Annotated in this window: 11 protein-coding genes; 4 read left to right on the top strand and 7 right to left on the bottom strand. The window is 66.1% G+C overall.

All coding sequences use genetic code 11. From position 1 onward, the window contains the following. Positions 1 to 5: 5 nt before the first annotated feature. The 4 genes from ACFQ2F_RS00285 (at position 6) to trxA (ending at position 7,685) form a co-directional block, all read left to right on the top strand. Positions 6 to 728, top strand: coding sequence for a nucleotidyltransferase family protein (locus tag ACFQ2F_RS00285; RefSeq protein WP_379084003.1), 723 nt, complete (start codon positions 6 to 8; stop codon positions 726 to 728). Further along, a complete protein-coding gene (addB, locus tag ACFQ2F_RS00290) occupies positions 721 to 3,771 on the top strand; it encodes a double-strand break repair protein AddB (RefSeq protein WP_379084006.1) in 3,051 nt (1,016 codons plus the stop codon). The genes ACFQ2F_RS00285 and addB overlap by 8 nt, the downstream gene beginning before the upstream one ends. A gap of 3 nt (positions 3,772 to 3,774) precedes the next feature. Next, positions 3,775 to 7,269, top strand: a complete 3,495-nt coding sequence (gene addA / locus ACFQ2F_RS00295; protein WP_379084009.1) for a double-strand break repair helicase AddA — start codon at positions 3,775 to 3,777, stop codon at positions 7,267 to 7,269. An 80-nt stretch (positions 7,270 to 7,349) separates the two neighbouring features. Beyond that, complete coding sequence (gene trxA, locus ACFQ2F_RS00300) at positions 7,350 to 7,685, top strand: thioredoxin (protein ID WP_379084012.1); 336 nt, start codon at positions 7,350 to 7,352, stop codon at positions 7,683 to 7,685. A gap of 60 nt (positions 7,686 to 7,745) precedes the next feature. On the opposite strand, the gene ACFQ2F_RS00305 is transcribed toward trxA, so the two are convergent. The 7 genes from ACFQ2F_RS00305 to ihfB all read right to left on the bottom strand — a co-directional run bounded on the left by ACFQ2F_RS00305 (position 7,746) and on the right by ihfB (position 13,999). Continuing rightward, complete coding sequence (locus ACFQ2F_RS00305; RefSeq protein ID WP_379084015.1) at positions 7,746 to 9,110, bottom strand: bifunctional folylpolyglutamate synthase/dihydrofolate synthase; 1,365 nt, start codon at positions 9,108 to 9,110, stop codon at positions 7,746 to 7,748. A 10-nt stretch (positions 9,111 to 9,120) separates the two neighbouring features. Continuing rightward, on the bottom strand, positions 9,121 to 10,245 hold the full coding sequence (gene accD / locus ACFQ2F_RS00310; RefSeq protein WP_379084018.1) for an acetyl-CoA carboxylase, carboxyltransferase subunit beta: 1,125 nt from the start codon (positions 10,243 to 10,245) through the stop codon (positions 9,121 to 9,123). Positions 10,246 to 10,288: 43 nt separating this feature from the next. Beyond that, entirely contained in the window at positions 10,289 to 11,131 is an 843-nt protein-coding gene (trpA, locus tag ACFQ2F_RS00315; protein WP_379084021.1) for a tryptophan synthase subunit alpha, read from the bottom strand. After that, positions 11,128 to 12,354: a tryptophan synthase subunit beta gene (gene trpB, locus ACFQ2F_RS00320; protein ID WP_379084024.1), complete on the bottom strand. Its 1,227-nt coding sequence runs from the start codon at positions 12,352 to 12,354 to the stop codon at positions 11,128 to 11,130. Before trpB ends, trpA begins: the two co-directional genes overlap by 4 nt. A gap of 21 nt (positions 12,355 to 12,375) precedes the next feature. Continuing rightward, entirely contained in the window at positions 12,376 to 13,044 is a 669-nt protein-coding gene (locus ACFQ2F_RS00325) for a phosphoribosylanthranilate isomerase (protein WP_379084026.1), read from the bottom strand. Positions 13,045 to 13,211: 167 nt separating this feature from the next. Continuing rightward, entirely contained in the window at positions 13,212 to 13,550 is a 339-nt protein-coding gene (locus tag ACFQ2F_RS00330) for a LapA family protein (RefSeq protein WP_379084029.1), read from the bottom strand. Between the two features lie 137 nt (positions 13,551 to 13,687). Then, a complete protein-coding gene (ihfB, locus tag ACFQ2F_RS00335; RefSeq protein ID WP_379084032.1) occupies positions 13,688 to 13,999 on the bottom strand; it encodes an integration host factor subunit beta in 312 nt (103 codons plus the stop codon). Between the last annotated feature and the right edge of the window lie 2 nt (positions 14,000 to 14,001).

A 14,001-nucleotide genomic window follows, 5' to 3' on the forward strand; every position in this document is an offset into this window, starting at 1 on the left:
GCCCTTTGACTTCCGTTTCTACCGCCATGGTGCTCGCCGCAGGTCTCGGCACGCGCATGCGTCCCTTGAGCGAAAGCCGGCCGAAGCCGCTTGTGCCCGTCGCAGGCAAGGCGTTGATCGATCATGTGCTGAACGGGCTGGCGAACGCTGGGGTCAACCGCGCCGTGGTCAATGTCCACTATCTGGCGGATATCATCGAAGACCATCTGAAAGCGCGTTCCGGTGCGCCGGAGATCACCATATCCGATGAGCGCGATGCCCTGCTGGATACTGGCGGCGGAGTGAAAAAGGCGCTGCCCCTGCTCGGCGACGGCCCGTTCCTTATCCACAACTCGGATGCGCTATGGCGGGAGAACGGGACGTCGGCCCTTAACGCGCTTGCCGAGCTGTGGGACCCTTCCGCCATGGATGCACTGCTTCTCTTGGCGGAGCGGGAGACGAGCCTCGGCTATCCCGGCAAGGGCGACTTCTTCCTCGACGATGCCGGGCGGCTGACCCGCCGGGGCGATGCGCCCCTCGCGCCCCTGGTCTTCGCCGGCGTGTCGCTGTGCGATGCGCGGCTGTTCGATGATGCGCCCGATGGCGCCTTCTCCCTTAACGTACTTTGGGACCGCGCGCTTTCTGCCGGACGGCTCTATGGCGCGACGCTCGACGGTGAGTGGATGCATATCGGCACGCCGGATGCGGTCGCCCAGGCGGAAGCGCGGCTCGAGGAAACCGGTGGCTGAGCCCTCGGGACAGCGCCCGCGCCTCTACACCATCCCGCCTTCGGCGCCGTTTCTTGAGACGCTGGCGAAAGCGATCCTGTCGGGCGACCTGCCACAGGCAGGCGGGGCCGCGCCGGACCCCTTCGATCTTCCCGATCTGACCATCTATCTGCCGACCCGGCGCGCGGCACGGGGGCTTCGCGAGGCATTCCTCGCAGCGGCCGGCGGCAAGACCCTGCTGCTGCCGCAGATCCGCGCGCTGGGCGATCCGGAGGAGGAGACTCTGCTGTTCAGCGCCGAGCTGAACGAAGGCGAGGGCGTGGCGGGGAAGCCAGCTATCTCCAACTTGCAGCGGCGCTTCGCCCTGATGCGGCTGATCCTCGCCTGGGAAAAATCCCTGCCGAAGAATGAAGACCAGCCGCCACCTATCACGCCTGCGCAAGCCTCCCATCTCGCCGACGATCTCGGGCGCTTCATGGACGAGATCGGCCGCGAGGAGGCGGATATCTCCGAGCTCGAGTCGCTGGTGCCGGAAGAGCTTGCCGGGCACTGGGCTCAGACCATCGACTTCCTGAAGATCGTGACGGAGAATTGGCCGGATTATCTCGACGAGAACGGCCTGGTCTCGCCGGCGGAGCGGCGGCGGATCCTGATGGATCAGGAGCGGGAGCGGCTTGCCGCGATCGGCGATGCCCCTGTGATCGCGGCAGGCTCGACCGGCACCGTGCCCGCCACGGCGCGGCTGCTGCAGACCATCGCGACCCTGCCCAATGGGGCTGTCGTATTGCCCGGGCTCGATCTCGCTCTCGACGATGAAAGCTGGGACGCGCTTGGGCGCCATCCGGAGCATCCCCAGGCCGGCATGTGGGAGTTGTTGCGGCGGCTCGAGGTCGAGCGGTTCGAAGTCGCGACCGTGGCCGGTGCAGAGCCCGACACGCGCCGCCAGGCAAGGCTGCGTCTGGTCAGCGAGGTGTTGCGCCCGGCGGAGACGACGGATCGCTGGCAAGCTCTGCCGGGGGATGAAGAAATCGCCGGGGCACTAGACGGCGTGTCACTGATCGAGGCGCCGGGCCCTCAGGACGAGGCGGAGGCCATCGCGCTCATCCTGCGCAGTGTCGTGGAAGTGCCGGACCGGAAGGCCGCGCTCATCACGCCGGACCGGGCGCTTGCGCGCCGGGTCGCTGCGCGGGTCCGCCAGTTCGGTCTGGCCATCGACGATTCCGCCGGCACCCCCGTCACGCGGACTGTGCCGGGCGCGTTTCTCTCCCTGGTGCTGGATGCGGTGGATTCGGACTTCGCGCCGCCGGAGCTGATGGCACTTCTGAAGCATCCGCTGACGCGTCTGGGACGCAATGCTGGCGCCATGCGGACGGTCGCGCGGCTGCTGGAGCGGGCAGCTTTCCGAGATGTCTATCTCGGTCAGGGCTTCGCCGGCATCCGCGCCGCGGTAACGACCGAGCCGGACCGGCCTCACGCAGCCCGGCGGCTGAAGGGCGAAGAGATCGAGAAGGTGCTCGCTCTGGTCGACGAGCTGGAGGCCGCCTTCGCCCCGCTCACCGGTCTGGGGCGCGAAGCAACGGCCTCCGCTTTCGCCGAGGCCCATGCCGCGTCCGCCGAGGCTCTGGCGACCGACGAGACGGGCACGAGCGACCGGCTGTGGCTGGGGGATGCTGGCGAGGCGCTCTCGGTCTTCTTGCGGGATCTGATCGCGGAAGGCGGCGGGACGACATTACGCGCTGCCGACTACCCGGCGTTCTACCGCAGCCTGCTGGCGGGCCAGGTGGTGCGTCCGTCCCGTGGCGCTCATCCGCGGCTCTTCATCTGGGGTCCGCTGGAAGCCCGGCTGCAGCAAACCGATGTGGTGATCCTCGGCGGGCTCAACGAGGGCGCATGGCCGAAGCCGCAAGAGCCCGGCCCCTGGCTCAACCGCACCATGCGGACGGCGTTGGGGCTCCCCGCGCCGGAGCGGCGGATCGGGCTGTCGGCTCATGACTTCGCTCAGAGCCTAGGCGCGGACCACATCTTCCTCACCCGCTCCCTTAAGGTGGACGGGGTGCCCACGGTTCCGTCGCGCTGGGTGCAGCGGCTGACGGCTTTGACCGAGGCCATTGCGGCAGACGACGCGCTGAAGCCGACCGCGCCTTGGACCGCCTGGGCGAAGATGCGGGATCACGTGGAGAGCTTCTCTCCTGTGGAGCAGCCGGCCCCCAAGCCGCCGCTCGATGCACGCCCCCGCAGGCTGAGCGTCAGCCGCATCGAGCGCTGGATCGCCAATCCCTACGACGTCTACGCCCGGGACATCCTGCGGCTCGAGCCCCTGCCGCCTCTCGGCCAAGCGGCCGATCCGGCGCTGCGGGGCAAGGTGGTGCATGCGGCCCTATCGATCTTTGCCGCACGCTATCCGGATCATCTGCCTGACGATATCGCGGCCACGCTGATCTCTATCGCCGACGAGCTTTTCGCAGGGCTCGGCGGAGCGGCCCGGATCGAAGCGTTCTGGCGGCCCCATTTCGAGAACTTCGCCCGCTGGTTCGCCGAGACCGAGCCCATGCGCCGGGAAGGCGTGAGGGAGATCGTCAGCGAGGTGCGCGGCAGCTTGCGGCTGGATGCGGTCGATTTCGAGCTCTCGGCCCGGGCCGACCGGATCGATCTCCGCGAGGACGGGACGCTCGCGATCTACGACTACAAGACGGGCGCTCCGCCGGCGCCGAAGGCGGTGGACGGGATGCATGCACCGCAGCTCCCTCTCGAAGCGGCGATCGCGCGCCTCTCCGGTTTCGGCGAGATCGGGCCACACCCCGTTTCGGCGCTCCGCTACATCCAGGCCTCCGGCCGGCGGGATGGCGGCGAGGAGCGCGAGGCCGGCCAACAATCGCCCGAGGCTCTCGCCGAGGAGGCGGTGGTGGCGCTCGCCGGGCTGGTGAAGGAGTTCGACGACGAGGCCCGCGCTTACGAAGCGATGCGCCGAAGCGGTACCCATTTCGGCAGCGCCTATCGCTACGACGATTACGCCCAGCTCGCCCGGGTGGACGAGTGGGGCAATGCCGGCGGCGAGGGAGAGTAGGCGATGAGCGAGCTGCTTCAGATCGCCGACCGCAACCAGGCGAAGGCCTCGGAGCCGGAGGCGTCCGTCTGGGTGTCCGCCAATGCGGGCACGGGCAAGACGGCCGTGCTGGTCCGGCGCATCTTGCGGCTGTTGCTGGCAGGCTTCGCGCCGGAATGCATCCTCTGCCTGACCTACACCAAGACGGCGGCAGCGGAGATGCAGAACCGTCTGCTCGATACGCTCGCCGGCTGGGCGAGGGCGGAAGACGAGAAGCTGCAGGAGTCGCTCACGCGGGTGCTGGGCCGGGCGCCGGAGCTCAAAGACATGGTGACGGCGCGGCGGCTGTTCGCCTGCACCCTGGAAGCGCGGGGCGGGCTGAAGATCCACACCATCCACGGCTTCTGCGAACGGCTGCTGCAACGCTTTCCACTGGAGGCGGGCGTGGCACCAAATTTCACCATCCTGGAGGAGCGCGAGCAGGCGCGGCATTCGTCGGATGCCTTCGATGAGGTGCTGGGCAAAGCCGCGGCAAACCGGGACAGCCGGCTGGGCCGCGCGCTGACCCGGGTCGTACGGCTCGCGGGCGAGGATCAGTTCCGCACGGTAATCCAGGCAGCGCTGGAGAAGCGGCACGCTCTCTTGGAGCTTCAAGGGCTGCACGGTCAGGCCGATGACTGGCCGGACCGGGAATGCGCAGCACTGAAAAGTCTGTTCGGGCTGGAGGCGCGCAGTGACGCAGGCGCGCTCCAGGCCTCGCTTGGGGATGTGCTTTCCGACGCGGAGCTAGCCGATCTCGTCGAAGCGATCACGGCCTATGGCGGCACGACGGGCGACGACGAGCGGGTCCTGAAGGCCGCTGCAAACGCGAAGGGAACGAAAGGCCCGGCCCGCGCCGCGGCGCTCCGGCCGATCTTCTTCACGGGCGAAGGCAAGGCGCGGTCGCGGGTTTGCAGCGCGGCGGTCAAGAAGGCCGCCCCCGATCTCTGCGCCAAGCTCGACGTGGCCCAGAGCCGCTATGCCGCAATCGACCGGGATATCCAGGCGCTCACCTGCGCCGAGGCCAGCACCGCCCTGCTGACCCTGGCCGATGCCATCCAAGGCGCCTACACCCGTGCGAAGCAGGCGGAAGCGGCGCTCGATTACGACGATCTCATCGAGAAGGTCCTGCGGCTCTTCAACCGGAGCATGGCGGCGGCCTGGGTGCTCTACAAAATCGACGGCGGGATCGACCACATCCTGGTGGACGAGGCCCAGGACACAAACCCGGCCCAGTGGCAGATCGTGAAGGCGCTTGCCGCGGAATTCTTCGCCGGAGAAGGCGCGAGCGCGCGGGTACGGACCCTGTTCGCCGTGGGCGACGAGAAGCAATCCATCTACAGCTTCCAGGGGGCGGACCCGGCCCAGTTCGGCTCCTATGGGCGCCAGTTCGCCGCTCAGGCCAAGCAGGCGGAGCAGCTTTGGCACGACGTCCCCCTCAACCTTTCCTTCCGCTCCGTGGCGCCGGTGCTGCAATCGGTGGATCAAGTCTTCTCAAACGCATGCGCGGCAAGGGGGCTGAGCTGGCAAACGGAAACGGTGATTCAGCATCACGCCTTCCGGGAGGGCCAGGCCGGGCTGGTGGAGCTGTGGGAGGCCGAAGAGGAGGAGAAGCCGAATCCGACGCCGCCCTTCGAGCCGTGGAATGAGGAGCGCGCCATCAAGCGGGCGGTCGAGGCCCTGGCCGAACGAATCGCCCGGACCATCCGACGCTGGCTGGACGAGAAGGAGATGCTGCTTTCCGCCGACCGGCCGGTGCGGTCCGGCGATATCCTGATCCTGGTGCAGCGGCGGAACCCGTTCGTGCCTTCCATGATCCGCTGGCTGAAGCGGTTGAACATTCCGGTGGCGGGCGCCGACCGCATGGTGCTGACCGATCAGCTCGCGGTGCAGGATTTGCTGTCTCTGGCGGATGTCCTGTTGATGCCGGAGGACGATCTCGCCCTGGCCGTGGTGCTGAAGAGCCCGCTCTTCGGTCTCGACGACGACGACCTCTTCGCGTTGGCCCATGACCGGCGGGGCTCGCTCTGGCGGGCATTGCAGGATCGCGCTGACGACTCGCGGTTTGCCGAGGCGGCGATCACCCTCGCCGACTGGCTCGGCATGGCGGACCTGATGCCGCCCTATGAGTTCTTCGCACATGTGCTGGGCCATGACGGGCAGGATATGCGCAAGCGCTTCCTGACCCGGCTCGGGCCGGAGGCGGCGGAGGCGATCGACGAGATGCTGGAACTGGCGCTCGCCTATGACGGGGAGGAGGCGCCTTCGCTTCAGGGCTTCGTGCATCAGCTCCGGGCGGGCGATCTGGAGATCAAGCGGGATATGGAGCAGGAGCGCGACGAGGTGCGCATCATGACCGTGCACGGGGCCAAGGGGCTCCAGGCGCCGGTGGTGTTTCTGCCCGACACCTGCCGCCTGCCCAATCACGGGCGGCGCACTCTGTTCGAGATCCCCCGCCCCAACACGCCTGAGGATACGCGCGCCCATATCGTCTGGGCGGCAGGCGCCAAGGGAATCGGGCCGCTGGACGACGCCAAGCAGACCGCGAAGGATGCGGAGCTGGAGGAGTATCACCGGCTCCTCTACGTGGCGATGACCCGGGCGCGGGACCGGCTCTATATCTGCGGCTGGAAGCCGGGTAAGGAAGGCAACGGCTCCTGGTACGACCTGGCGCGCATCGCCCTGCGCGGTCTCCTGACTGAGACGGAAGACGCCGAGGGCCGGCCCGTCTACCGGCTGACCTCGCCGCCGGAGAAGGTTGTACGGGAAGAAGATCGACGGGGTGGTGAGGACACGGCGGAAGCCCTCCCCGACTGGGCCCATGGGCCGGTGCCGGAAGAGCGCGGCATGGCCCCGCTCACGCCATCGGGCATCGAGACGGAAGCGCCTCCCGGAACAGCGAAGAGCTTCGAATCGCCACCGCTGGGGCCGAAGGCGCTGGCAGAAGATCATCGCTTCACCCGAGGCCGGCTGGTCCATGCTCTGCTGGAGCATCTGCCGCAAATCCCGGTGGAAGAGCGGGAGACGGCAGCAAAGCGCTTCATTGCCGTGCGGGGCGCGGGACTGCCGGAAACCCTGCAGGACGAGATCGTAGCCGAATCGCTCGCCGTTGCCGGACATCCGGACTTCTCTGCCCTCTTCGCGCCCGGAAGCCTGGCCGAAGTGCCCGTGGTGGCACGAATCGGAAGCGGCGAAAGCGCGCGGCTGCTCAGCGGTCAAATCGACCGGCTGGTCCTCTCCGAGTCCGAAGCGCTGATCCTCGATTACAAGACAAATCGTCCGCCCCCGTTGGAACCGGAGGACGTCGCACCCGCTTATATCTCCCAGTTGGCGGCCTACCGGATCGCCCTCAAGGATCTCTATCCAAACAGGAAAATCCGCTGTTGCCTGCTATGGACAGACGGCGCACGCCTGATGGAAATCCCCGAAGACCAACTTGCACGGGCCGAAACAAAGATATTGCAAGGAAGCCAGTCTTGACGCCGATGGGGGGCATACCTAGGTTGCCCCTTAGGCGACGGGCTTCTTCCTGAGGCCCGCCTGCGGCAGAGGAGAAAAACATGGCAACCTCCACGATTTCCGACGACACCTTCGAAGCCGAAGTTCTGCAATCCTCGACCCCTGTGGTGGTGGATTTCTGGGCCGAATGGTGCGGACCCTGCCGTCAGATCGCGCCGGCGCTGGAGGAGATCGCGGAAGAGTATGGCGGCAAGATCAAGGTCGCCAAGATCAATATCGACGAGAATCCGCGTACGCCCTCCCGCTACAATGTGCGGGCGATCCCGACCCTGATGATCTTCAAGGACGGCGAGCTGGCCGCGACCCATACGGGTGCGCAGCCGAAGAGCCGTCTGGCCGAGTGGATCGAGGGCACGATCGGCGCCGCTGCGGCGTAGCCGGACAACCGTCCTTCTCGAAAATCTGAAGAAAATAGCCGGCGGCTAGGCGCGCTTATCTCAAGCGCGGCTGCCGCGGTGGTAGCGCATGGCGTGGCCCGCTAGATAAAGCGAGCCGCAGATGAGGATGCGCGCCGTGTCGCCGGCGTCGGCCTGAGCCCGCTCAAGGGCTTCGATCAACCCGTCAGTGGCTACGGCCTCGAACCCCTCCTGGGTGGCAATGTCAACCAGCACGCCGGGCTCGAAGGAATTGTGCTCGTCGGGGATCGGCACTGTGTAGATGCGCTCGATGAGCCCCTTGAAGGGCGCGAGGAAGGCCTCAGCCTCCTTGCCTTCCATCATACCCCAGATGAGTTGAAGCGGCGCGGGCGCCTTCTCGTCCATCTCGGCGAGCGCCAGGGCTACGGCCGAGCCGCCGGCGGCGTTATGTCCGCCGTCGAGCCAGATCTCCGTTCCTTCGTCCACATGATCGTAGAGCGCGCCGGGCGCGAGCCGTTCCAGCCGGGCCGGCCATTTGGCGTTGGCGAGGCCGGCTTCCAGGGCCGGCGCCGTCAGCTCCTCGCCGAAGATCAGGCTGGCGGCGGCGATGGCCGCGCCGGCGTTCTCAACCTGATGCTGGCCCACCAGGCGCGGCAGGGACAGATCGAGCAGCACGGACTCCGTCTGGAAGACGAGCCGCTGATGCTGCTCGAAAACGTTCCAATCCCGGCCCGCCACGTGGAGCGGCGCGCCGATCTCGGCTGCGCGCCGCTCGATGACCTTAAGCGCTTCGGGCGGCTGGCGGCCGACGATGCAGGGCACGCCGGGCTTGAGGATGCCGGCCTTCTCGGCGGCGATCTTCTCGATCGTGTCGCCAAGGAAAGAGACGTGGTCGATGGAGATCGGCATGATAACCGTGAGCAGCGGCTTCTCCACCACGTTGGTGGCGTCCAGCCTGCCGCCCAGACCCGTCTCCAACAGGAGCAGATCGGCCGGCGCCTCGGAGAACGCGACCATGGCCGCGGCAGTGGTGATCTCAAACAGGGTGATCAGCTCGCCGCCATTAGCCTCTTCGGCACGGGCCAGGCATTTCACCAGATCTGCTTCGGGAATCGGCTTGCCGCCGCCCTCGCCCGCCAGCACGACGCGCTCGTGAAAATCCACCAGATGGGGCGAGGTGTAGACATGAGCCTTCTTGCCCATCGCTTCCGCGATGGCGCGCAGGAAGGCGATGAGCGATCCCTTGCCGTTGGTTCCGGCCACATGAACGATCGGCGGAAGCTTCTCTTCCGGGTGGCCGAGCGCAGCCAATAGCCGCTCCATGCGCCCCAGGGACAGGTCGATGACCTGAGGGTGGAGCTGCTGCAGCCGCTCAAGCAGCGTGGCGCTGGTATAGGTGCCGGAGAGAGGCGAGGCGCCCGCGAGATCGGGTGGACGTTTGTTCAACCTAGCTGGCCTAAGCGTTGGGCGGGCGATCGGATTGCTGGCCATCGCCCGATGCGTGGCTCTGCCGGTCGGCGGAATCGTCATTCGCCACGTCGTCGGCATCGGACTCGGCGGAAATCGGGCTGGCGCCATTCCCCTTCGATGCGCTGTGGGGGCGCTCGTGAGGCTCTTCGACCATGGCCTCGCCATCCTCAACGGTGATGGAGGAGTCGGGCATATCCTTAGCCTCGACGCCGTTCATCTCCTCGGGGACGGAAACCTCGGGGATCGCGACCTGACGGCCGCTTTCGCGCTCCATCAGAAGATGGCAGATGCGGGACAGCGTATCCCGGAGCTCGTGGCGGTGAACCACCATGTCCACCATGCCGTGCTCCAGCAGGTATTCGGCGCGCTGGAAGCCCACGGGGAGCTGCTCGCGAATGGTCTGCTCGATGACGCGCGGTCCGGCAAAGCCGATCAGGGCGCCCGGCTCGGCAATATGGATGTCGCCCAGCATGGCGTATGAGGCCGTGACGCCGCCGGTCGTCGGATGGGTGAGCACGACGATGTAAGGAAGCCCCGCCTCGCGAAGCTCCTGCACCGCGACCGTGGTGCGCGGCATCTGCATGAGGGAGAGAATGCCCTCCTGCATGCGCGCGCCGCCGGAGGCGGCAAACAGAATGAAAGGCGTTTTGCGGTTGACCGCGGTGCGCATGGCGGTCACCACCGCCTCGCCCGCCGCGCGGCCCAACGAGCCACCCATGAAGGCGAAATCCTGCACGGCGGAGACAACCTTCAGGCCATCCACGGTGCCTTCGCCGGCCACCACCGCATCGTTAAGGCCGGTCTTGTTGCGGGCATCCTTAAGGCGCTCGGTATAGCGGCGCTCGTCGCGGAATTTCAGGGGATCGGCGGACACCTCGGGCATCGCGATCGGCTCGAACACGCCCCGGTCGAAAAGCGACTTGAGCCGCGTCTCGCCGCTCATGCGCATGTGATAATTGCTGCCGGGCACCACGAAGCCGTTGGCCTCGAGATCCTTGTAATAGATCATTTGCCCGGTATCGGGGCATTTCACCCAGAGGTTATCCGGCACCTCCTTCTTGCGAAGGATGTTGCGGATCTTGGGCCTGACAACTGAATTGATCCAATTCACGGGTCTTAAACTCTCACAACCGGCAAAAAGATGCGAATTTCCGTTAAATCGCGGCGGCCTTCTCGGGCTGGCGGAGCGCATCGCTCAAGCTCTTCACCAGCTCCAGAACCCGGTCCCGGGTGGCAGCCGCCGCCCGCCCGTTCTCATCCAGGTTCTCTTCGATCGTCTTCACCAGGGCCGAGCCGACGACCACGCCCTCGGCGCCTTGCGACAGCGCCCGGGCTTGGTCCGGGGTCTTGATCCCGAAACCAACGGCTACGGGAAGATCGGTCTTGGCTTTGATACGCCCCACATGGGCTCGCACTTTGGCAGCATCGGGAGCGCCCGTGCCAGTGATCCCGGCGATGGACACGTAATAGACGAAACCTGAGGTGTTGGCGAGGACCTTGGGGAGCCGCCGCTCGTCGGTGGTGGGCGTGGCGAGACGGATGAAGTTCAGTCCCGCCTGCATGGCCGGCAGGCAAAGCTCCTCGTCTTCCTCCGGGGGCACGTCGACGACGATGAGCCCGTCCACACCGGCGTCCAGGGCCTCCTTCAGGAAGGCGTCGACGCCGAAGACGTAGATGGGATTGTAGTAGCCCATGAGCACGATGGGCGTCTCGCCATCGGATTCACGGAAGGCGCGCACCATATCGAGGGTCTTGTGCATGTTCTGGCCGGCCTTGAGGGCCCGCTGAGACGCGGCCTGGATGGCCGGTCCGTCAGCCATGGGATCGGAGAACGGCATGCCGAGCTCGATCACGTCGGCGCCCGCCCCCGGCAGCCCTTTCAGCAGATCCAGGGAGGTGTCGTAGTCCGGATCGCCGGCCGTGACGAAGGTCACCAGAGCGGCGCGGCCCTCGCGCTTCAGGGCGGCGAAGCGTTTATCGATACGCGTCTCGGTCATCCCATCTCCATGCCGAGGTGGTCGGCGACGGCGAAGATGTCCTTGTCGCCGCGTCCGCACATATTCATCACGAGCAGATTGTCCTTTGGCAGAGTCGGCGCCAGCTTGATCACATGGGCCAGCGCGTGAGACGGCTCCAGCGCCGGAATGATACCCTCCAGGCGCGTGCAGAGCTGGAAGGCGTCCAGCGCCTCCTTGTCGGTGACGGGCACGTAGTTCACCCGGCCCGTATCCTTCAGCCAGGAATGCTCAGGCCCAACGCCGGGATAATCCAGACCGGCGGAAATGGAATGGCCTTCGAGGATCTGGCCGTCGTCGTTCTGGAGAAGATAGGTGCGGTTGCCGTGGAGCACGCCGGGCTTGCCGCCAGTCATGGAGGCCGCGTGGCCGTTCTCTGTATCGACACCGTGACCGCCCGCCTCGACGCCGTAGATTGCCACCCCCGGATCGTCCAGGAATGGGTGGAACAGGCCGATGGCGTTGGAGCCACCGCCGATGCAGGCGACGAGGGTGTCGGGAAGACGCCCCTCCATCTCCATCATCTGTTCGCGGGTCTCCTCGCCGATCACCGACTGGAAATCGCGCACCATGGCCGGATAGGGGTGCGGACCGGCCGCCGTACCGATGATGTAGAAGGTGTCCTCCACATTGGCGACCCAGTCGCGAAGGGCGTCGTTCATGGCGTCCTTCAGGGTGCCAGCGCCGGAGGTCACAGGCTTCACCTCGGCGCCCAGCAACTTCATGCGGAAAACGTTGGGCTTTTGGCGCGCGATATCGGTGGCGCCCATATAGATGACACAAGGCAGGCCGAAGCGGGCGGCCACCGTGGCCACGGCCACGCCGTGCTGGCCTGCACCTGTCTCGGCGATGATCCGCGTCTTGCCCATGCGCCGGGCGAGCTGGATCTGGCCCAAACAGTTGTTGATCTTGTGAGAGCCGGTGTGGTTCAGCTCGTCGCGCTTGAAGTAGATCTTCGCGCCGCCAAGCTCCTCGGTCATGCGCTCGGCGAAATAGAGCGGGCTCGGCCGGCCGCCGTAATGGGCCAGCATGCTCTTCAGCTCCGCCTGAAACTCCGGATCCTCCTTGGCGTCGTTATACGCCTTCTCCAGATCGAGGATCAGCGGCATCAGGGTCTCGGCAACGAAGCGCCCGCCAAACAGGCCGAAACGCCCCCGCTCGTCGGGGCCGTTGCGATAGCTATTCAAGGTCTGCGATGCAGCCATAATCTTCTTTCCGCAAGCGCCTCACTGGGCGGCTTGCTGCTCCTCCGCTTCGGACAGCTTCGCGACATTGATGAAGGACCGGACCAAGTCCGCATCCTTTACGCCCGGCGCGCTTTCGACGCCCGACGAGACGTCCACCAGATCCGGATCGGTCACGGCCACGGCCTCTAGCACGTTGCTGGCATCGAGGCCGCCGGACACTCCGAAGGGGCGCGGCACGCCCGGCTCGGACAGCAGCTCCCAGTCGAAGGCCTCGCCGCGGCCGCCGGGAATCTTGCTGCCCTTGGGCGCCTTGGCGTCGAACAGGATGATGTCGGCGATCTCGACATAACCGCCGGCCTCCTCCACGTCCTCGGCCTTCTCAACGGGCACGGCCTTGATCACCGGCAGCTCGCTGCGAACCTTGATCGCGGCGACGCGCTCCGGGCTCTCTTTTCCATGGAGTTGCAGGTAATCAGGGTTCACGGTGGTTACAATACGATCGATCATCTCATCGTCGGGATCGACCAAAACCGCAACGGTGGGCACGCGGCCGTCGATCGTCTTCACGAGAGCCGCGCCCTCCTCGAGGGAGACATTGCGCGGAGAGGGCGGGAAAAAGACTAGGCCGAGATAGTCTGCGCCGGCCTCAATGGCCACCTCGGCGATCTCTTTCGTCTGAACGCCACAAATCTTGATCTTTACCGACACGATCTACGCTTCTTCCGAAGAAAATTCGTCAATTTTGGAGAAATCTGCCCGCATTGCCCGTTCGTGATCCGGACGCTGTCGCAGCCTCCGCAGACTAGGCAATCCGGGCGTTCGAGTCTATCCGCGGCGCCTTCCTTCCCTAACGGAGAGCGACCGGGTGTGCCGTGTTATTCGGCGGTCAGCCGGGCCTGATGAGGATTGGCCTCGCGAGATTCCAGCTCCCGCTCCAGCCGGTCCGCCTGGCGGCGGAGATCGTAGGCCTCTCGGCGCCGGTTGCGGGCCGTCTTGCGCCACTTGCCCTGGCTGAGCCAGGTGGCGAACCCGCCGATCAACAGGCCGAAGGCGAGGCTTCCAAAAATGAGCAGGAAGAGCGGCACCTCGATCACGAAGCGGCCCGCGAAGGGGTCGAGCACCAGATCGACGGGCGCACGGTTTGCGACAGCCAGAGCGATCAGGATGATCGCCAGGGGCAGAACGATCAGGACGAAACCGAAACTACGCCACACCGGGCCTTACCTCATGCAACTGGGTGCCTCATGGATTTGGGCGCTTGGGCAAATCCGAAGCTTCGCATGCGCGTTCACCTTCCGGCAGCCCGCAAACTTCGGCCCGGCCTCGCCCAAGCTCTCGCTTGGCTTCGGCCTCAGCTCGCTTCCGCTTGGGGCTGGTTCTCGTGCTCTCCGTTCAAGCGCTCGCGCAGCTCCTTGCCGGTCTTGAAGAAAGGCACGTATTTGTCCTCGACGAAGACCGTGTCGCCGGTGCGCGGATTGCGCCCCTGGCGCGCCGCACGGTGCTTGACGGTGAATGCGCCGAAGCCGCGCAGCTCCACCCGCTCGCCGCGCGCAAGTGCTGCAACGATCTCATCCAGGATGATGTTGATGATGCGCTCAACATCCCGCTGAAAGAGATGCGGGTTCGCAGCGGCAATCCGCTGGATCAATTCAGATTTTATCATAT

Source organism: Methyloligella solikamskensis (genome assembly GCF_042676065.1).
Classification (GTDB): Bacteria; Pseudomonadota; Alphaproteobacteria; order Rhizobiales; family Methyloligellaceae; genus Methyloligella; species Methyloligella solikamskensis.